The sequence below is a fragment of the Streptomyces sp. NPDC028308 genome, assembly GCF_055565855.1.
Genome location: NZ_JBVHTO010000005.1, coordinates 417,795 through 438,033, shown reverse-complemented (window position 1 = coordinate 438,033; position 20,239 = coordinate 417,795). Strand labels below are relative to the sequence as shown.

10 protein-coding genes and 1 pseudogene are annotated in these 20,239 nt (G+C 68.7%); 3 read left to right on the top strand and 8 right to left on the bottom strand.

Annotated features, from left to right (window positions below; translation table 11 throughout):
- Positions 1-38 precede the first annotated feature (38 nt).
- The 3 genes from ACZ4VA_RS14290 to ACZ4VA_RS14280 form a co-directional block, all read right to left on the bottom strand.
- Positions 39-527: a hypothetical protein gene (locus ACZ4VA_RS14290; protein ID WP_468081432.1), complete on the bottom strand. Its 489-nt coding sequence runs from the start codon at positions 525-527 to the stop codon at positions 39-41.
- Positions 496-7,629, bottom strand: coding sequence for an RHS repeat-associated core domain-containing protein (locus ACZ4VA_RS14285; protein WP_468081430.1), 7,134 nt, complete (start codon positions 7,627-7,629; stop codon positions 496-498). Before ACZ4VA_RS14285 ends, ACZ4VA_RS14290 begins: the two co-directional genes overlap by 32 nt.
- A gap of 911 nt (positions 7,630-8,540) precedes the next feature.
- Positions 8,541-8,732 (bottom strand): hypothetical protein, encoded by a 192-nt coding sequence (locus ACZ4VA_RS14280; protein WP_468081428.1) that lies wholly within the window; start codon positions 8,730-8,732, stop codon positions 8,541-8,543.
- Between the two features lie 121 nt (positions 8,733-8,853).
- On the opposite strand from ACZ4VA_RS14280, the gene ACZ4VA_RS14275 reads away from it, so the two are divergent.
- Both ACZ4VA_RS14275 and ACZ4VA_RS14270 read left to right on the top strand, forming a co-directional pair.
- Positions 8,854-11,739, top strand: a complete 2,886-nt coding sequence (locus ACZ4VA_RS14275; protein WP_468081426.1) for a helix-turn-helix domain-containing protein — start codon at positions 8,854-8,856, stop codon at positions 11,737-11,739.
- Between the two features lie 245 nt (positions 11,740-11,984).
- Positions 11,985-13,469, top strand: a pseudogene (locus tag ACZ4VA_RS14270) (NPCBM/NEW2 domain-containing protein); the annotation flags it as partial.
- A gap of 43 nt (positions 13,470-13,512) precedes the next feature.
- Here the strand turns inward: ACZ4VA_RS14270 and ACZ4VA_RS14265 are convergent.
- Positions 13,513-14,463, bottom strand: coding sequence for an ROK family protein (locus ACZ4VA_RS14265; RefSeq protein WP_468081424.1), 951 nt, complete (start codon positions 14,461-14,463; stop codon positions 13,513-13,515).
- A gap of 202 nt (positions 14,464-14,665) precedes the next feature.
- Between ACZ4VA_RS14265 and ACZ4VA_RS14260 the strand changes: the two genes are divergently transcribed.
- Positions 14,666-15,748, top strand: coding sequence for a LacI family DNA-binding transcriptional regulator (locus ACZ4VA_RS14260; RefSeq protein WP_355790319.1), 1,083 nt, complete (start codon positions 14,666-14,668; stop codon positions 15,746-15,748).
- 248 nt (positions 15,749-15,996) lie between these two features.
- On the opposite strand, the gene ACZ4VA_RS14255 is transcribed toward ACZ4VA_RS14260, so the two are convergent.
- The 4 genes from ACZ4VA_RS14255 to ACZ4VA_RS14240 all read right to left on the bottom strand — a co-directional run bounded on the left by ACZ4VA_RS14255 (position 15,997) and on the right by ACZ4VA_RS14240 (position 20,053).
- Positions 15,997-17,301, bottom strand: coding sequence for a DUF6986 family protein (locus ACZ4VA_RS14255; RefSeq protein WP_355790323.1), 1,305 nt, complete (start codon positions 17,299-17,301; stop codon positions 15,997-15,999).
- Positions 17,302-17,482: 181 nt separating this feature from the next.
- The gene (locus ACZ4VA_RS14250; RefSeq protein ID WP_355781848.1) at positions 17,483-18,445 is read right to left on the bottom strand and encodes an electron transfer flavoprotein subunit alpha/FixB family protein; all 963 of its coding nucleotides are present in this window, start codon (positions 18,443-18,445) and stop codon (positions 17,483-17,485) included.
- A gap of 79 nt (positions 18,446-18,524) precedes the next feature.
- On the bottom strand, positions 18,525-19,310 hold the full coding sequence (locus tag ACZ4VA_RS14245; protein ID WP_355781851.1) for an electron transfer flavoprotein subunit beta/FixA family protein: 786 nt from the start codon (positions 19,308-19,310) through the stop codon (positions 18,525-18,527).
- 233 nt (positions 19,311-19,543) lie between these two features.
- Positions 19,544-20,053 carry a flavin reductase family protein gene (locus tag ACZ4VA_RS14240; RefSeq protein WP_355781853.1) on the bottom strand — a complete coding sequence of 170 codons (510 nt, stop codon included), beginning with the start codon at positions 20,051-20,053 and terminating at the stop codon, positions 19,544-19,546.
- Between the last annotated feature and the right edge of the window lie 186 nt (positions 20,054-20,239).

Genomic DNA, 20,239 nt, shown 5'->3' with positions numbered 1-20,239 from the left:
GCGATCTGGCGGGGCTTCATATTTGCGCTTGCGTGCCCTCACAAGCCCCAGGCGGACTCACTGAACTGCCGCACTTCGCACACGCTCGTCACCCACTCGGAGATACGATTCCCATCCTCGTCGACTTCACTGTGAGGCTCTACGTACCGCCACGGCTCTTGCGGGTCGAACGGTTCATCGAGCTCATCCAGGAAGATGAGCGAATTCTGGACGTGGATCATCTCCCCGTCCCGATACATTGGCCAGCAGGAGATGAAATTACTGGTTGCTGGATCGGTGATCGAAGCAATGAGGCAGGAGATCTCCTTCTCGGAGCCTTCGAGTTTCCTCAGAGCACCCTCCCAGCTTCGACGGTATTCATCCACCGCCCAGAAGCTCAGATCCATCAGGAACGTCTCCGTGAAACTGCCGACCCAGATCCTGCCGACAGCCTCAGATGGTGACGGGGTCGCGCCCTCCGAAACCGATTCGTCGATCACCTCGATCGAGAATCCGCTATTCCTTGAGGTAGTTGAGATCTGGGTCATAGGTTCCGATCCGTTGCCCTCTACGGTTGAACATCTTCCAGCCAGCCGTCACGTTATGTCCATCGATATCACGCGAGATGTAATTCTTGCCATTGGAGAACACATCTTGGCCATGTGAATCGATTTTAAGCCCCCTCGCCTTCTGTGGGGGAATTCTTGTCCCATATCCAAGCGCAGCCGCCTGATCCGCCGCAGTCCCGGCGTATAGCTCTCGGTTGCCCCGACTGCGCTCATCTACCTTGTCCGGGTGGTAGGGGTCACCCTTGAGTGCAGGGGAAGAGGTATACCCCTCCGGAAGGTCACAGTTGCTGTTGTGAACGAGTACCGGAGTCTGCCCCGCCAGCACATAGTACGTGTGGAGGCCCTCAATGGTGAGGTTGCGGGTTTCTTGACGCTCATGGAAACCACGCGTCTGCTCGATCTTGACGACCGTGCCTGCGTCAGTGCGCAGGGTCATGCCGGGTTTGAGGTCGTCGGCGTCGATCCATGCGCGTTGCGAGGGCGACCAGAAGGGGTGGTGGTCGGTGGCTACGATGACGCCGGTCTTGTGGCCGGTGTCAAGGGTGAGCTCGGTGAAGTCTTTGTCGTCCTTGGTGATGATGGTGGCGAGGACAGTGCGGGCTTCGGTTTTTCCGGTTTCCGGGTCGGTGGCAAGGATTCTTTCGCCGGTTTTAACATTCTTGATTTTCTTGTGGCTGCCGTCGGCGAGTTCGACTTCAGTGTCCGGGGTGAAGCTGTTGAAGCATTTGTTGATGTGCTCAATCCCAGCTTTCCCCTGACGAAGGGCTCTTATTCCGCCAACCAGTCCGGCGCCGCGTCCGTCCGAACCCGTGTACTGGGAGGTCCGTATGAACTCGGCAGTGAGTGCCTTCTTTTGCAGTGCATCTGTGCAGGCGTCGGAGCCGGGACCGGCACAGGAGTTCACGAAGGCGGCGATGGCGGTATCGCCGGTGTAGTTCCACCTATCGCCCGCTTTGGCGAGCTCCTTGGTGTAGCTCTGAAGCCACGCCGCGTAGACGGTCGGAGGAAGTATCTTCTCGGCGACGGCTGACACCTCTTCGATTACCTGGGTGACCTCGCTTGTGTAGAAGGGGGCCAGGAGGTTGATGGTAGGGGCATAGAAGTCTGAAGTGCTCGGTCCCGCTGGTGTGTCCGGGTTGCAGGAGTTTCCACCGGCACCGCAGAACTCTCGGAGGCCACTGGGGTCGCTGTAGTTGATGGGGTCGTTGTGGCTGTAGCTGTAGGCGGAGAGGTTCTGCGGGTCGTAGGGGGCAAGCAGCGGGTCGGGGCTGAGGAAGCGGCCGAGTGCGGGGTCGTAGGCGCGGGCGCCGAGGAGGGACAGGCCGGTGGAGGTGTCTTCGGTTTTGCCGAGGAAGCCTCGGTCGGTGCCGGAGGGGAGGCTGCCGGAGCGTTCGTCGCCGAATGGCGTGTAGCGGCGTCTTGTGGTGGTGCCGGTTGATGCGTCGATGGCGAGCTGGGTGGATGCCTGGGTGTCGGCGGTCAGGTAGGTGACCTTGCCGGTGCCGGCGTTGGTGGTGCGCATCGCCACGGCGGAGGTGCCGCAGGTGTAGTAGCGGGTGGCGGTGACGGCCTTTCCGTCGGTTGTGGTCAGTTGTGTGCCGCCAAGGTAGGCGACGGTTTCGGCTGGGGTGGTGCGGACGATGAGGGTGCCGTCGGCGTCGTAGGTGTAGCGGGTGAGTTCGCTGCCGCTGGACTTGGTGGTTTTGACGGTGGCGAGCTGGCCGGTCGGGGTCCAGGTGTAGTCGGTGGTTTTGGCGTTGGTTGCGCTGGTGCCGGGTTCGACGCGCTTGAGTGTGGTGCCGTCGGGGTTGTAGGTGAGGGTGTCGGTGGAGACGGTGGTTCCGTTGACGTTGTTCTTGGTGTTGCGGATGGCGTGCGGGTGCTGGGCGTTGGGTGTGGTCCAGGTGCCGGAGTCGTCGTAGCCGGGGTAGAGGTAGTCGCGTTGCTTGAGGGTGCCTGCGTTGTCCTTGTCGGTGATGGACTGGAGATTGCCGAGGCGGTCGTAGCTGTAGGCGGTCTGGTAGGGAGCGGTGCCCTTGAAGTCCGAGTTGGTTACGCCGGTGCAGGAGGCCGTGGTGGTGGTGAGGGCGTTGGTCAGGCGTTGTTGGTCGTCGTAGGTGAAGCACTGCGACTGTGCGGTCTGGGTGTTGGCTTGTTCGCGCAGTTCGGTGAGCTTGCCGGCGAGGTCGTAACCGTAGGTGTCGACCTGCTGTTCGGCGATGAGCTTGTTGATGTTGGTGGTGGTTGAGATGCGGGACAGCCAGCGGGTGCCGTTGGTGTCGTCGTAGCCGTAGCTGCGGGTGGCGTTGACGCCGGTGGTGCTGTAGTCGGCGCCGTATTGCCGCTGGCGAACGCGGTCGTAGGGGTCGTAGTCGGTGTTATTGACGTAGACGGTGCCGTTAAGGCTGGAGGTGGTGCGGGTGGGGTGGTTGTACTCGTCATAGCTGGTGGTGACGGTCTCGGCGGGGAGGCCGCCGGCTGCGGGATATCCGACGGTGGTGACGTTGTCGGCGGCGTCGTATCCGAGGGTGGTGGTGTAGCTGCCGGCCAGGCCTGTCACGCTGGCCGGGATGATCTGGGTGGCGGAGGTGGGGCGTCCGCGGGTATCGAATGCGTCGGTTTTGGTGGTGTAGGCGTTTCCGTCGGCGTCATGGCTGGTGGTCTGGTAGACGCGGCCCTTGCCGTTGGCGATACCGATGCCGTCCCAGGCCCAAGCGGCGAGTTCGGTGCCACCGGAGGTGATGCCGGTTGCGCGGCCCAGATTGTCGTAGGAGTAGCTGATGGTTTTCTGGCCGGTGTTGCTGGTGGTGGTGGCGTTGCTAGTGGTGGTGGCGATCCGGCCGGCTTCGTCGTAGGTAGTGGTGGAGTACCCGGAGTCGGGATCGTCGGTCGAGGTGCGGTCGCCGGCCCAGTTGTAGGTGTAGGTGGTGTTGTTGCCGCGGGTGTCGGTGATGTGGGCGAGTTCGCTCTTGTCGGTGTAGCCGTAGCTGGTGGTGTAGGCGGAGGTTCCCGAGTGCTCGACGACCTTGGCTGTCTGTCCGTAGACGTCGGTGTAGGTGTCCGTGGCCGCGCCGATCGCGGGTTGGACCGTGGTCTTTTCACCGGCGTAGGTAGTGACGACCTTGCCCTGGTCCTTGGGGACGTTGAAGGCCTTGAGCTGGGACAGCGTGGTGCGGCCGGCCCAGTCGACGACGAAGTCGTTGAAGGAGGGCAGCTCTGCGGCCTCGGGGCTGGAGGGTCCGCCGCTGCCCGCAGTGCCCTGGTTGCGGAAGACATTGGAGGTGCCGGCGACATTCCCGGAGGAGTCGTAGCGGGTGACCGTCACCTGCCGGTACGGCACCGTCTGCTTCGTCGCGGAGTCGAAATCGTCCGGCAGCGGTACCTGGGTCTCGCGGGCTCGGCCGAGGGCGTCGGTGTAGGCGTGTGAGGTGACGTACCGGGAGCCGGATTGCAGCACGCTCGAGGTAACGTGCGGGTAGCCGTCCACGCTGTCGGGGACCCCGGAGCTGTTTGTCGAGGTCGGAATCGAGTAGGCAAACTTCTGCGAGGGTGAGCTGCCGGTCTCTGTCGGCTCCCACACCTCGGTGATACGGCCGGCCGAGTCGAGTGTGATCTTGGTGAGGTTGCCGTTGGTGTCCTTGGACTGGTACGGCACGCCCCAGTAACGGGACAACCATGTCGTCGTGGTCAGCGGGCCACGGGCCGATGCGGCACCGTCCGGGTCGGGCGTGGTGGTGGTGATGCCGTTCAGTGGCCAGGTGTTGGCCGGGCTGTACGTGGTGGTGGTGCGGTTGCTCTGGTCCTCAACGGGACGGCTGTTACCGCCCTCTTCGACCCAGGTAACGCGGCCTGCTCTGTCGTAGCCGCCGGTCAGCCTGCGGTACGAGTCAGAGCCTGTGCCGCCCTTGGTGTAAGTGCGGACCTCGGTAGCGTTGCCGTCGGTGGGGTGGTTGTCGGCGACTGCGGTCGAGTTGTCGTAGAGGGTGGAGCTGTAGCCGTCCTGATTGGCGTCGCTGATGCTGGAGCAGCCGACCGAGTAGTGCTTGACCTGGTCTTGGACGACCATCCAGCGCTGGGCGCCAGTGGAGTCGTAGTTGTCGGTGTTGTAGGCGCGTCCGTAGGTGGTGCAGCGGTCGTCGTTTACGCCACTCTCGCCCCAGTCGTGGGTGCGCATGGCCAGGCCGAAGGTGGTGGAGGCACCTTCGTTGTCGTCGTATTCCTGCTCGACGCCGTGTTCGCGCCAGGTGCCGTTGGACTGCAGGGTGCTGGTGACGGCTTGGGACTGGCGGACGAAGCGGGCGTCGGGCAGGCCGTCGTACTGGGCGGTGTTGTGCCTCCAGTAGGAGTAGATGGTGTGAGCTTGACCGGTTCCCTGGTCGTCGCGGGTGGAGGTGGACAGCGTCTGGCCGCTCAGCCACTCGGAGTCGGTGTGGTCGGTGCCGTAGCCGTCGTTGACCTTGACCGACTTCGTGGCCGAGGGGTCGGTCTTGGAGGTGCGGTCGCCGTCCAGGCCACGGTAGAGCCAGTACTTGGTAGAGTGCTTGTTGACGCTGGCACCAGATGTGACCTCGAACTCCTGGTAGCCGCGCCAGCTAGACCAGGACTCGTCCTCATCGGGGCTGAGCGGGTCGTCCGTGAAGCGCCAGCCTGCACCGTCCTCGTAGGTGTAGGTGGTGGTCATCAGCGGCGCGCCGTCCTGGTTGGTGGTGACCGTCGGGTCGACGACCACCTTGGTGACCAGGAACTTCTTGAACCAGCCGGAGCGTGATTCGGTCTCGCCCTCAGGCGTCCACTTCTGCCAGAAGCAGTCCATGGTGTTGGACGACTGGCTGGGCAGGTTGTCCGATGTGCAGGGGTTGGCGAAGCCGTAGGAGACGGTGGTGGTGGCACCGGTGTCGCCGTGGATCTCGCTGACGCGGCGGAAGTTGAGTTCGGTGGAGCCGACCTTGTTGTCGAGGTCGACGCCGTTGAAGTTGATGACTGGCAGCACGGTGCCGGTGCCGTTGCCGTAGGTCTCGCGCTGCAGGTAGTCCAACCAGAGAGTCTTGCCGACCGCCCCGTCGGGGTTGGGCATGCCGTGCTTGGTCTGGAACTGCTCGACAAGGTCCCAGCCGGTGCCGTCCTGGTCCGAGACGTAGGTCTTGATGTCCCAGAGCATGTCGGTGGAGAAGAAGGTGGGGTAGTACGTCTTGCCGGCGCAGTTGTAGTCCGCGGAGGTGCCGTCACACATGAGGTCGATCGGCACGTCGGGATAGGAGGTCGGCTTGTCCTTGAAGGTGGGGCAGGTGGCGGCTGTTTTGCGCAGGGGGTCGTCCTGTGTCATCCGCTCGATGCACCGGTTGACGTGGGACAGCTCGACCTTGGCGGGCGCCGCGCTGCCGGCGATCTGGGAGGCCCAGCCGTACTGGATCTCCTTCACGTAGCCGGAGGAGACGTACGAGCGTGCCTTGTCCGTGTCGGCGACGGACCGGTAGTGGTTGTACTCCTTGTCGTAGAAGTACATCGATTCGACCTCGTTGGCGTCGACGACGCGGTCGAGGTTCCAGCGCCAGGCCTGCGTGCACGGCTCCGGGAACTGGTCGCGGCACGGCTCCCCGGCGTCGTTGCCGACGACGGGGACGGTGAACACGGAGGCGGTGGCGGTGGTGGTGCGCTCGGAGCGTCCCCAGCCGAAGTAGTAGCGGTGCCCGTCCTGGGAGGAGATGACCCAGTACTCGCCGTCACGGCCGGCGCCGTAGCCGCCGAACAGGCGCTGCACCCGCCAGCCCGGGTCGGCCTGGACGTGGTAAGAGCCGGTGCCGGTGTTGTCCTGGATGAGCTCGGAGCTGACACCGTTGAGGTTGATGACGTAGACGGCGCCGTCAGGTTCCTTGGTGCTGTTCGGGGAGTCCCAGCACAGGTCGCCGATGGTCTTCAGGCCGTCCTGGCTGCAGTTGCGATACCGGCGCTCGATGAAGCCGACGCTCAGATCCCAGCCCATGCCGACCCAGGACGCCTGGTTGTTGGACGCGGAGGTGCGTCCGTCCACCGACTGCGAGTTGTACGACATCGCCAGCGAGGGGGCGGAGCCCATCGGCGGGGACGGCAGCCGGATCGGCAGGTTGTAGTTGAACGCTCCGGAACCCGGTGACACGCTCCACGAACCCGTGGGCGACAGAGTGGAGGCGCGGTAATCACCCTTGTCGGAGGACGAGCTGGTGGTAAGCGCGTAGACGCTTGTGCCTGCACTGGTGCCCAGCTGCGTCGTCACGCCTTGCTCGTCCGGTTCGGCGGTCACCGTCGCGGTCAGTGTGCCCGTGGCCGTGTCATTCTCGGCAGGCACGACGTCCCGCTGCTGACACTCCGCCGCATCGGGGGTCTGCAACGCGCAGGCCGGCAGCTTCACCAGCCGCAGCCGGGAGGCGAAATCTCCTCCGTAGGCGTACTTGAAGCCGGAGTAGTCGATGTCGACGCGGACCTGGCCAGGCTCGTCGACCCCGTCGGTACGGGTTACCTGCAGGCCCATGCCGATCCCGCCGGCAGGTGCAACCTCCTCGCGGTCCAGCACCCGTACGTCGACCTGATCCGGCGATACCGACGGTATGGAACTACCGGCCGGGTCGTCCGTTGTGCTCGCCGACGGCGTGGGGACGGGTGACGAGAGCGAAGGGTTCGTGGACGGATCTGCGCTTTGTGTGCTGCTGGCTGTCGGTGAGGCGGTGTCCTCGTCCAGCTGCCGCACGGCGCCGAGTTGCGGCTCAGCCGCCTCCTCTGCGGGCAGCGGCGCGACCTCGACCACGTCGCCGACCTGAGTTTCGGGCTCACCGCTCGCCGATGGTGACGGACTGACCGTGCCCGGACTTCCGGGCTCCACATTCGACAGGTCGACACTCGCCTCGGCCTGCTGCGGCCAATCCGGCGCCGGGAGCGGCTTGCCCACTTCCTCTGCCTGCTGCGGCGGGACAGACCCCAACGACTGCGACGGCACCACCGGTGTCGGATCGCCTGCCGCTCCCGCTTCCTGAGGAGACACGAGCGACACCGTCGACAACAGCCCCGCCAACAATGCTCCGGCCACGCCCGTAGAGACATAGCGCGTCACACGCGCACGCCGAGTAGCCACCTGAAACTCCCACCCCATGCGGCAGCCCCATACCCGGGCCTGGTCCGCTACCCAAACTGAAAGCACCGTCAGGTCCTCTGGCCTCCCGCACTCCCCTGTGCAGGTCGCCGACCAAAGAAGATGATCAGTGGAGATGGAACGTATCTGACGTGAAGCCGACGTGAAAAGTGGCTATGCGGAATAGTTCCCTCAACAGCAAGTGATCCCCGCCACAACAGCGTTTGAGCGGGCGTCAGCCCCAAGCCGTGGATCTGCTCGCCGACGCGACAGGGGAAAGGCTTGGCCCGTGGCACCCGGCGGGACCGGTTCACTGAGCCCTGCCACCTGCAGGGCAACCAGGGCAGGCCGCAACTACCGTCAGAGGCTGTGGCAAGCACCCAGGCCCCGATCCTGTCAAAGCGGCGGCCGGACACGGGTGCGGCCTCGCGCCTGTGCTTGTGCTTGTGCTTGTGCCTGCAGCGGAAGATTGGTGTCACGACCAAGCCAGCAGCAAGGAGGCCCGGCCACGGAGGCTCTACCCGGAAGCCAGATGCTGCCCCAGAAGACCGCGTACCTCGCAGCAGTCACCGTCGTCGAAGAGCCAGAAAAGGCCGACGTCGCCAGCTGACTTGGGCTCAGCCCACTCGCGCGTCGCTAGGGCTCGAGCCGTCCGATGGCTTGCCGGGCTCCTGACTGCAAGCGGCGCTGCGGGGAGCCGGTGCACCATCAGCGAGTTCGGCGGTAAGCGCCCCGGGCGGAGGATCAAGCCTGGCCTGCCTTTCACTCCATCCGGACTTGGGGTGGCGAGGGCGACGACTGGGTCCAGGCCGTCTGCCTGCGGGCGTTCGCAAGCTGGCAGCGGACTGGAGCGCACGAGCTCCATACGGGTAGGACAACGTCCTTCTGGCGATTCAAACGAACAATGCTGCGAGAGCCGCGGTCATGGTCGCGGCGAGAGTAAGGACCGCTGTGAAGGCGACTGCGGCCCGGGTGAGTGCGGTGGGGTACGTGGCGCCGTCCATGCGGGCGAGTTTGCCCGCGCCGGCGGCGGCCAGCAGTGCGACGACGATCACGAGCGCGGTGGTCAGAAGGACGACGGCCACGAGGACTCCCGGTAAGTGATGGGGCGTTGACGCGGTCGAAGGTCATGGAACCGGTGTTCGCCGGGGTTCGCCGGGACGAGAATGAACACCGGCGAACACATCGGGGCCTCGGGGAAGGTACATGGACGAGCAGAACGGCCGCAGCCCGCAACTCACCAAACTGCGCGGGAGACTGGCCGACGGGCTGGCCCAGGCCCGGTTGAACCAGACCCAGCTGGCCCAGCGGGCAGGTCTGGGACGGACCACCGTCTCGGAGGCACTCTCTCCCCAGAAGCCGGTGCCGTCCGCGGAGACGGTGGCGGCGCTGGCACGCGCGCTGCGACTGCCCGAGGCAGAAATGCTGGCATTGCAGCGCGCCGCGGTGCAGCAAGCGGGCACAAGTACGACAGTGGGGCCGGGCCGCCCTATCGGGGAGTGGGCGCCGCATGACCTTGAGGTCCACCGGGCCGGACCCGGCCCGGCGGCTGCGGGCTCCGGCATGTCTGCAGAGCGGGCTTGGCCCGCCTATGTGCGCCGCGAGCATGACCGGGTGCTGGACAAAGCAGTCAATGACACCATGGCCGGCCACAGTCGGATCAAGGTGCTGGTGGGCGCCTCCTCGACGGGCAAGACCCGGGCGTGCTGGGAGGCCGTCCAGCCGCTTGCCGAACAGGGATGGCGGTTGTGGCATCCTTTCGACCCGACCAGGGCGCAGGCCGCGTTGGAGCAGCTGCATCGCGTCGGGCCACGGACGGTGGTGTGGCTGAACGAGGCCCAGCATTACCTCGGCGACCAGGCAGTAGGTGAGCAGATCGCGGCAGCCGTGCACCATCTGCTGGTCAGCCGCGAGCGCGGGCCCGTGCTGGTGCTGGGCACGCTCTGGCCCGAGTACGCCACCCAGTACACGGCTCTGCCCACACCGACCGAGCCGGATCTGCACAGTCGAGTACGAGAGTTACTCGCCGGCCACCTCTTGGCAGTACCCGATGCTTTCGACGCCCCGGCTCTAGCTGCGGCCAGGGCTCTCGCCAAAGATGGTGACTGGCTGCTGGCCGACGCCCTCACCCGTGCACACGCCGACGGCCGGATCACCCAGGACCTGGCCGGTGCTCCCGAGCTCCTCAACCGCTACCAGCATGCTGGCCCAGCCGCCAAGGCAGTGCTGCAGGCCGCTATGGACGCACGCCGCCTCGGCGTCAGCTTGCACCTCCCCCAGGCTTTCCTCACTGATGCCGCCACTGACTACCTCAGCCAGAGTGACTACGACCAGCTCACCGATGGTTGGGCAGAACAGGCATACGCCGAACTCGCCAAGCTTGTCCACGGCAAACAGGCTCCCTTACGACAGACCTCCCCCCGCCCCGTGCGGCGCCCGCCCGCTCCTGCCTCCGCCACCACCACGGGTGGAGAGGTAAGAAGAGGACCTCAGTTCCGGCTCGCCGACTACCTCGAGCAACACGGCCGCACCAGCCGCCGTCACCTGTGCCCACCTGCATCCTTCTGGCATGCCGCCCTCACCCATCTCACTCATCCCGATGACCTGAACCGCGTCGCGGATGCAGCTGAGAAGCGCCTTCGGCTGCAGTGGGCTCACCACTTGCGCCACCAGGCCGCCGCCCACGGAAGCCCTGTGGCCTTGGCCTTACTAGCGGTGTTGCGTGCGGAGGCCGGGGACCTGGACGGCGCCGAAGTTTTAGCCCGACGGGCCGCCGACCACGGCGACACCGACGCCCTGTGCCAAGTGGCTGAGATGCGGGAGGAAGCCGGGGACCGGGATGGCGCCGAAGTCTTAGCCCGGCATGCCGCTGGCCATAGCGACACCGGCGCCCTGCGTCAAGTGGCTGAGATGCGGGAGGAAGCCGGGGACCGGGATGGCGCCGAAGCCCTGCTTCGCCAAGCCGTTGGCCTCGGCGACACCGGCGCCTTGGGCCGGTTGGCGATGATGCGGGAGGAAGCCGGGGACCGGGATGGCGCCGAAGCCCTGCTTCGCCAAGCCGTTGGCCTCGGCGACACCGACGCCCTGCGTCAAGTGGCTGAGATGCGGGAGGAAGCCGGGGACCGGGATGGCGCCGAAGCCCTGCTTCGCCAAGCCGTTGGCCTCGGCGACACCGGCGCCTTGGGCCGGTTGGCGATGATGCGGGAGGAAGCCGGGGACCGGGATGGCGCCGAAGCCCTGATCCAGCGGGCCGCCGACCACGGCGACACCGACGCCCTGTGCCAACTGGCGGTGACACGCGAGCTCGCCGGGGACCGGGACGGTGCCGAAGCCCTGCTTCACCAAGCCGCTGGCCTCGGCGACACCGACGCCCTGCACCAACTGGCTGAGATGCGGGAGGAAGCCGGGGACCGGGATGGCGCCGAAGCCCTGATCCAGCGGGCCGCCGACCACGGCGACACCGACGCCCTGCACCAACTGGCGGTGACACGCGAGCTCGCCGGGGACCGGGACGGTGCCGAAGGCCTGGCCCGGAAGACCGTCATCTACGGTGACGCTATCGCCCTGTGCCGGCTGGCGGTGATACGGGAATCTGCCGGGGACCAGGCGAGCGCGGAAACCCTGGCCAGGCAGGCCGCCAACCACGGCGACACTGACGCCTTGCGTCAGTTGGCGATGAGGCGGGAGGAAGACGGGGACCGGGATGGCGCCGAAGCCCTGAGCCAGCAGGCCGCCGACCGCGGTGACACCATCGCCCTGTGCCAGCTGGCGGTGATGCGGGAGAAAGCCGGGGACCGGGCAAGCGCGGAAACCCTGGCCCTACAGGCCGCCGGCCACGGCGACACTGACGCCCTACACCGACTTGCTGAGATGCGGGAGGAAGCCGGGGACCAGGCGAACGCGACAATCCTGGCGCGGAAGGTTGCCGACTACGGCGGAGCCTCCGTCGAAGACGAACACACGGCGACATCAATGCTCCGCATGCGATGGCCACACGGTATGGACCCGGACGGCACTCCGACGGCCCCCTGGCAACCGACGATGGATATCCCGCACAACCCACTCGCACCATCCCACGCTCCAACGCCATAGGTATGCTGTCGCGTCGCGGTTCGTTGGCCCGGTGCTGGTCACGGCGCGATGCGCTACCCGCTCCGGCCTGTTCCGGGGAGCGATGCCTACCTGCCCCCCTCGCCAATCGTAAGGACACGCTGCCCGACGTCGTCACCCGGCCGCATACAGCCCTCGCCCAGTGGGAGGAAACGCAGCGCGACGACTACCGGCGCCAGCGACCACGGTTGCCGGTTTCGGTAGCGGCTGAGGATGTCCAGCCTCGCAACCAGGGCGTGGACGCGAAGACGCGCTACACGACGATGCGTGACGCGCTCAAGGCGACCGGGAGGCCCATCGTCTACAGCATCTGCGAATGGGGTGAGAACAAACCCTGGGAGTGGGCCTCCGATGTCGGGCATCTGTGGCGCACTACGGGGGACATCAGTGACAACTGGGGGTCGATGCTGTCGATCCTCAAGCAGAACCTGCCCCTCGCCCCGCACGCCGGACCGGGGCACTGGAACGACCCGGACATGCTCGAGGTCGGCAACGGCGGCATGACCGACACCGAGTACCGCTCGCACTTCTCGATGTGGTCGGTCATGGCCGCACCGCTGCTCATCGGCTCGGACCTGCGCACGGCGTCCGACGCGACCTTCGGCATCCTCGGCAACAAGGAGGTCATCGCCGTCGACCAGGACCCCCTCGGCAAGCAGGGCACGGTGCTGTCCTCCACCGGCGGACGCTGGGTCGTCGGGAAGGAGATGAAGGACGGCAGCCGCGCGGTGGCGCTGTTCAACGAGACCGGCAGCGCCCAGCGGATCAGCACGACCGCGCTGGCCGTGGGTCTGCCCGAGGCCGACGCCTACACCCTGCGCGATCTGTGGCAGCACAGGAGCTACAACACCGCGGGCACGATCTCCGCCACCGTCCCTGCGCACGGGACGGTGCTCGTGCGGGTCTCGGCCGACGCCGACTGGTCCGCGTACCCGCCCGCCGCCGAACTCGGCCTCAGCGGCAGCCCGTTGGTGCAGGCGGGCCGCACCGCCACCCTGTCCTCGGTGTTCACCGACCTCGGCCGCACACCGGCCCGGCAGGTCTCCGTGTCCCTCGCAGCGCCTACCGGCTGGCGGGTGAAGGCGACCTCGCCGGCCACCGCGGGCTCGGTCTCCACCGGCCGGTCCCTGCGCACGGCATGGGAGGTCACCGCGCCAGCCGGCACGCCCACGGGCTCGTACGGCCTGACGCTCAAGGCCGTCTACCGCTCCCCGGCCGGGGCCCGCGCCGAGACGGTGGTGTCGCTGACGGCGTCCGTCGTCGTCGCCCCTCCGGCCGGGGTCTCCCAACTCGGCGACCTGCCCTGGATGTCGACGGCCAACGGGTGGGGGCCGGTCGAGCGCAACACGAGCAACGGCGAGAGCGCCGCGGGCGACGGGCATCCGCTCACGATCGGCGGCGTCGTGTACGCCAAGGGGCTCGGCGTGCACGCGGACAGCGCCGTCGAGTACTACACCGGCAAGGCGTGCGAGCGGGTCACCGCCGACGTGGGCGTGGACGACGAGAAGAGCAGCAACGGCTCGGTCGCCTTCGAGATCTGGGCGGACGGCACGAAGGTCGCCTCGACCGGCGTGCTGACCACGGCGATGCCCGCGCAGTCGGTCTCGGCCGACGTGAGCGGCGCCGAGGTCGTCCGGCTGGTCGTCACCGACGGCGGCGACGGCATCGACTCCGACCACGCGGACTGGGCGGACGCCGAACTCACCTGCTGAGAGCGGCGCTCCGGGTCCTGGCCCTGCCTGGACCCGGGGTCCCTCACACCCCGGCGGTCGTGCTCGGCTTCCCGTCGAGCGCGGCCGCCGCCGCACCGACCAGGCCGGCGTCCGTCCCCATCAGCGCGGGGGTCACGGTCAGGCGCTCCACGAACGACAGCGTCGCGTAGGTGCCGAGTGCCTTGCGCAGCGGGGTGAAGAGGACGTCCCCGGCCTTGCCCACTCCCCCGCCGATGACGGCGACGTCGATCTCCACGAGGGTCGCGGTCGCCGCGATGCCGGCGGCGAGAGCCTGCGCGGCGCGCTCGAAGGAGGCCACGGCCACCGGGTCCCCTGCTCGCGCCGCGGCGGCCACCGCGGCCGCGGAGGTGTCGCCGTCGGGCCCCGGCCGCCAGCCGCCCTCGATCGCGCGCCGGGCGATGTTCGGACCGCTCGCGATGCGCTCGACGCAGCCCCGGGAGCCGCACGGGCAGGGGTCGCCGTCGAGGTCCACGCTGATGTGCCCGATGTGACCGGCGTTGCCGGTCGGGCCCGGGTGCAGCCGGCCGTTCAGGACCAGGCCGCCGCCGACGCCGGTCGACACGACCATGCACAGCGCGTTGTCGTGACCGCGGGCGGCGCCCTGCCAGTGCTCGGCCGCGGTGATCGCCACCCCGTCGCCGATCAGCTCGACGGGCAGGCCCGCCGTGGCCGTACGGACCCGCTCCACCAGCGGGAAGCCGCGCCAGCCCGGCACGTTCACGGGACTCACCGTGCCGGCGGAGGCGTCCACCGGGCCCGCGCTGCCGATGCCGACCGCTCGCGCCCGGCTCCAGAGCGGGGAGAGCGTCAGCTCGCCGACGACGTCCTCGACGGCCCGCATCACGGTGTCGCCGTCCTCCCGCGCGGGCGTGGCGCGCTGTGCGCGCACGAGGATCCGGCCGTCGCCGTCCACCAGCGCTCCGGCGATCTTGGTGCCGCCGATGTCGAGCGCGGCCACGAGGTCGGTGTGCATCTGAGTCAGGTCTCCCGCTGCTGTGTCGTGCCGGTCCCGGTGCCCGGCGGCTGCCGTGGCGGGCCCGGATCCCCGGCCGAAGGCTGGCAGGACGACGCTCCCCTGGTGGGAAGCTGGACCGGAGATTGCGGTGGACAGTGTCTCCCGCATCTGACAACGTTGTCCAGGCTCTATGCTCGACGCCACATCCTCATACAACCCCATGGACCTACGCATCCCCGTGGACGACAGGACAGGACAGCACATCGTGGCCGAGACCGCCCGCCGCTCCGAGACCCGCTACGGCAATCGTCCCACCATGAAGGACGTGGCGGCGCGTGCCGGTGTGGGGCTCAAGACGGTCTCCCGCGTGGTCAACGGCGAGCCGGGAGTCACCCCGGACACCGAGCGCCGTGTCCAGGAGGCCATCGAGGCGCTGGGCTTCCGCCGCAACGACAGCGCGCGGGTGCTGCGCAAGGGGCGCACCGCGAGCATCGGTCTCGTCCTGGAGGACCTCGCCGACCCGTTCTACGGCCCGCTGAGCCGCGCGGTCGAGGAGGTCGCCCGTGCGCACGGCGCCCTGCTCATCAACGGGTCGAGCGCGGAGGACCCGGAGCGCGAGCAGGAGCTGGTGCTCGCCCTGTGCGCCCGCCGGGTGGACGGACTGGTCGTCATCCCGGCCGGCGACGACCACCGGTATCTGGAGCCCGAGATCAAGGCGGGCGTCGCCACGGTCTTCGTGGACCGGCCGGCGGGCCGGATCGACGCCGACGTCGTGCTGTCGGACAGCTTCGGCGGGGCGCGTGACGGCGTCGCCCACCTCATCGCCCACGGCCACCGGCGGATCGGCTTCATCGGTGACATGCCCCGCATCCACACCGCCGCCGAGCGACTGCGCGGCTACCGCACCGCGATGGAGGAGGCCGGCATACCGGTGGAGGACGCCTGGATGTCCCTCGGCGTCACCGACCCCGAGCGGGTGCGGCGCGCGGCCGAGGACATGCTGTCCGGCTCCTCCCCCGTCACCGCGGTCTTCGCGGGCAACAACCGCGTGACCGTCACCGTCGTGCGTGTCATCGCCGAACGCGGCCGGCCCGTCGCCCTCGTCGGCTTCGACGACATCGAGCTCGCCGACCTTCTCCAGCCCGGCGTGACGGTCGTCGCGCAGGACGCCGCCGCCCTCGGCCGCACCGCCGCCGAGCGCCTCTTCCGCCAGCTGGACGGGAACCTCGTCACTCCCGAGCGCATCGAGCTGCCCACCCGGCTGATCACCCGGGGCTCGGGCGAACTGCCGCCGTCCGCCTGACGGTTGGGGGGCGCGCAGCGCCGCAGACCCCGGCCGGGGCCGGCCCCCGGAGTCCCCGGAGCGGCGCGCCGGTCCCGCCTCGACGTCCACGCCGCTGTCGTCCCCCCGATGGCGACGACCAGCCACCCGTCCACCCGCCCGAGGGCGCGCGGCGCTCAGCCGCCCGACGTGGGCGGTTCCGCGGCAGGCGGCCGCGCGCCCGCTGCCGCCGCGCGGACGCACCGGCCGCACTCGCGCCGTACGGCCGCCTACTTGGCGGAGGCCGTCAGGTCGCCCCGGCGCGGTGTCGCGAAGGCCTCCAGGTCGGCGCGTGTGAGACCGCTGAGGCGGGCCACCTCGGCGACGTCGAGGGCGCCGCAGTCGAGGCCGCGCAGCAGGTATCCGCTGAGCGCCTTCGCGGTGGCGGGCTCGTCCATGACGTCGCCGCCCGCCTGGTTGGCGTAGCGGGAGAGGCGGGCGGCGGCCTGCTCGAAGCCCTCGCGGTAGAAGGCGAACACGGCCGCGTACCGGGTCGGGATGTGCCCGGGGTGCATGTCCCAGCCCTGGTAGTAGGCGCGGGCGAGGGCGCGGCGGGTGAGGCCGTAGTGCAGGCGCCAGGCGTCGTGGACCTTCGCGGTCGGTCCGACGGGCAGGACGTTCGTGGAGCCGTCCGAGACGCGTACGCCGGTGCCCGCGGCGGCGACCTGCATGACCGCCTTGGCGTGGTCGGCGGCCGGGTGGTCGCTGGCCTGGTAGGCGGCGCTGACGCCGAGGCAGGCGCTGTAGTCGAAGGTGCCGTAGTGCAGCCCCGTGGCGCGGCCCTCGGCGGCCTGGATCATGCGGGCGACGGTGGCGGTGCCGTCGGTGGCGAGGATGGACTGGCTGGTCTCGATCTGGATCTCGAAGCCGATCCGTCCGGCCTCCAGGCCGCGCGCCTTCTCGAACTCCTCCAGGAGCCGGACCATCGCGGTGACCTGTTCCGGGTAGGTCACCTTGGGCAGTGTCAGGACGAGCCCGTCGGGCAGCCCGCCGGCCTCCATCAGGCCGGTCAGGAAGATGTCGAGCGTGCGGATGCCTCGGTCGCGGACCTGGGCCTCCATGCACTTCATGCGGATGCCCATGTACGGGGCGGCCGTGCCGTTCTCGTACGCCTCGGCGATCAGCCGGGCGGCGCGCGCGGCGCTCTCGTCCTCCTCGGCGTCGGGGCGCGGGCCGTAGCCGTCCTCGAAGTCGACGCGCAGGTCCTCCACGGGTTCGCGCTCCAGCTTGGCCCGTACGCGGCCGTACACGGGCTCGGCCAGGTCGTCGGAGAGGCCGAGGACCCGCGCGAAGGAGGCGGCGTCCGGGGCGTGTTCGTCGAGGGCCGCGAGGGCGCGGTCGCCCCAGCTGCGGAGGGTGTCGGCGGCGAAGGCGTCACCGGGGACGTAGACGGTGTGGACGGGCTGGCGGGTGCCGGGGTCTCCCGGGTAGCGGCGCTCCAGCTCCGCGTCGACCGGGGCGAGTGAGGCGCTGATCTCCTCGCTGACGGCGCCCGCGAGGCTCGTCGCCACCTTCTCCTGCTGACCCTGACCCATCCCACACCCTCCTGTTTTCCGCTACACGGAATCAACAATCCGTATAGCGAAGTTAATAGGCGGCCTCGATCTGCGTCAATGGTCACCCGGAACCGGTCGGGGCCGCGCGGTGAAGATCACCACGCGGCCCCGGCGGAAGGTGGGAGGCGCGGCCCTCGCGGGCCCGGCTCCCGGAGAAGGATCAGCCCTTGCGGGTGTTGATCTCCTCGGTGAGCTGGGGGACGACGTCGAAGAGGTCGCCGACCACGCCGTAGTCGACCAGGTCGAAGATCGGGGCCTCGGCGTCCTTGTTGATGGCCACGATGGTCTTCGAGGTCTGCATGCCGGCGCGGTGCTGGATCGCGCCGGAGATGCCGGAGGCGATGTACAGCTGCGGCGACACGGACTTGCCGGTCTGGCCCACCTGGTTGGAGTGCGGGTACCAGCCGGCGTCGACCGCGGCGCGGGAGGCGCCCACGGCCGCGCCGAGGGAGTCGGCGAGGGTCTCGATGATCGAGAAGTTCTCGGCGCCGTTGACGCCGCGGCCGCCGGAGACCACGATCGCGGCCTCGGTCAGCTCGGGGCGGCCGGTCGACTCGCGCGGGGTGCGCGAGGTGACCTTGGTGCCGGTGGCCTTCTCGGAGAAGGAGACCGTGAGGGCCTCGACGGTGCCCGCGGCCGGGGCGGCCTCCACGGGAGCCGAGTTCGGCTTGACCGTGATGACCGGAGTGCCCTTGGAGACACGGGACTTGGTGGTGAAGGAGGCGGCGAACGCGGACTGCGTGGCCACCGGGCCCTCGTCGCCGGCCTCGAGGTCGACGGCGTCGGTGATGATGCCGGAGCCGATGCGGACCGCGAGACGGGCCGCGATCTCCTTGGCCTCGGCGGAGGAGGGCAGCAGCACGGCGGCCGGGGAGACGGCCTCGTAGGCGGCCTGCAGCGCGTCCACCTTCGGGACGACCAGGTAGTCGGCGAACTCGGAGGCGTCGGCGGTGAGGACCTTGACCGCGCCGTGCTCGGCGAGGGCGGCGGCGGTGTTTTCGGCACCGGTGCCGAGGGCGACGGCGACGGGCTCGCCGATGCGGCGGGCCAGCGTCAGCAGCTCCAGGGTGGGCTTGCGGACGGCGCCGTCCACGTGGTCGACGTAGACGAGAACTTCAGCCATGGGACTTCTTCTCTCCTGCTTACGAAGTGTGAGGGGGCGGTGGGGTGCGGCGGACCGGACCCCGGGCGAATCTGGCGGGCTAGATGAACTTCTGGCCCGCGAGGAACTCGGCCAGCTGCTTGCCGCCCTCGCCCTCGTCCTTGACGATCGTGCCGGCGGTGCGCGCCGGACGCTCGGCAGCGGAGTCGACCTTGGTCCAGGAACCCTCGAGACCGACCTCGTCGGCCTCGATCTCCAGGTCCTCCAGGTCCCAGGACTCCACCGGCTTCTTCTTGGCGGCCATGATGCCCTTGAAGGAGGGGTAGCGCGCCTCACCCGACTGGTCGGTGACCGACACGACCGCGGGGAGCGAGGCCTCCAGCTGCTCGGAGGCGGCGTCGCCGTCACGGCGGCCCTTCACGACGCCGTCCTCGACGGAGACCTCGGACAGCAGCGTGACCTGCGGGACGCCCAGGCGCTCGGCGAGCAGCGCGGGGACCACGCCCATCGTGCCGTCGGTGGAGGCCATGCCGGAGACCACGAGGTCGAAGCCGGCCTTCTCGATCGCCTTCGCCAGCACCAGCGAGGTGGCGATGGCGTCGGTGCCGTGCAGGTCGTCGTCCTCGACGTGGATGGCCTTGTCGGCGCCCATCGACAGCGCCTTGCGCAGCGCGTCCTTGGCGTCCTCGGGGCCGATGGTCAGCACGGTGATCTCGGCGTCGTCGGCGTTCTCGGCGATCTGCAGCGCCTGCTCCACCGCGTACTCGTCGAGCTCCGAGAGCAGACCGTCCACGTCGTCGCGGTCCACCGTCAGGTCATCGGAGAAGTGCCGGTCGCCAGTGGCGTCGGGCACGTACTTCACAGTGACAACGATCCTCAAGCTCACGCCGGCTCTCCTACTGCATCGTCATTTCTGGGCTGCCTTCTTGCAGGCAGCATAGGCGCCTGAAGCGGCCGATCCCGGTCGGGGCGACCCGCGCTCCGAACGAAATATTACTCGTCAGTACACCTATCGCATGCCCACTAAGCAAGCGCTTTGAACTGTGACCTTGACAACGCTGCGTAATCAACCGCGGCGCCTGTGGCATCGGCCACACATCCCGTCCCGGCGGGCGTCCGTCAGTCGCGCAGACCGTGGAAACGCCCCTGGTGGTAGAGCAGGGGACGGCCCGCTCCCGAGGGGTCACCGAGGGAGACCTCGGCGAGGACGATGCGGTGGTCCCCGGCCGGCACGCGCGCGACGACCCGGCAGACCAGCCAGGCCAGCACGCCGTCGAGCAGCGGCACGCCCTCGGGTCCCTCGCGCCAGCGGGTGGGCGCCCCGAAGCGGTCGGCGCCGCTGCGGGCGAAGGTGCCCGCCAGGTCCCGCTGGTGCTCGCCGAGTATGTGGACGCCGACGTGGTCCGCCTCGGACACGGCCGGCCAGCTTGAGGCGCGGGTGCCGATGCCGAAGGAGACGAGCGGGGGCTCGGCGGAGACGGAGGTGAGCGAGGTGGCCGTGAACCCGACGGGGCCGCTGTCGCCCCGGGCGGTGATCACGGCGACTCCCGCCGCGTGCTGCCGGAAGACGGAGCGCAGGAGGTCGGGAGAGGCGAGCTGGGCGGTGCCGAGACCGGGCGTGGCCGTCATCGAGTTGTCCTTCTTCGCGAGGTGACGTGGCGGTCCCCCCGCTGCGGCGAGGCCGTGGTCGGGGGCGGGTCCGTGGGTGCTCAACAGCCCGGACAGCGCGCACTCGCGGTGCGGGCCAGGTCCACGTGGACACGCGCGAAGAGAAGGAGTTCCCGGAACATACGGTCAGGCTGACGATAGGTGGCG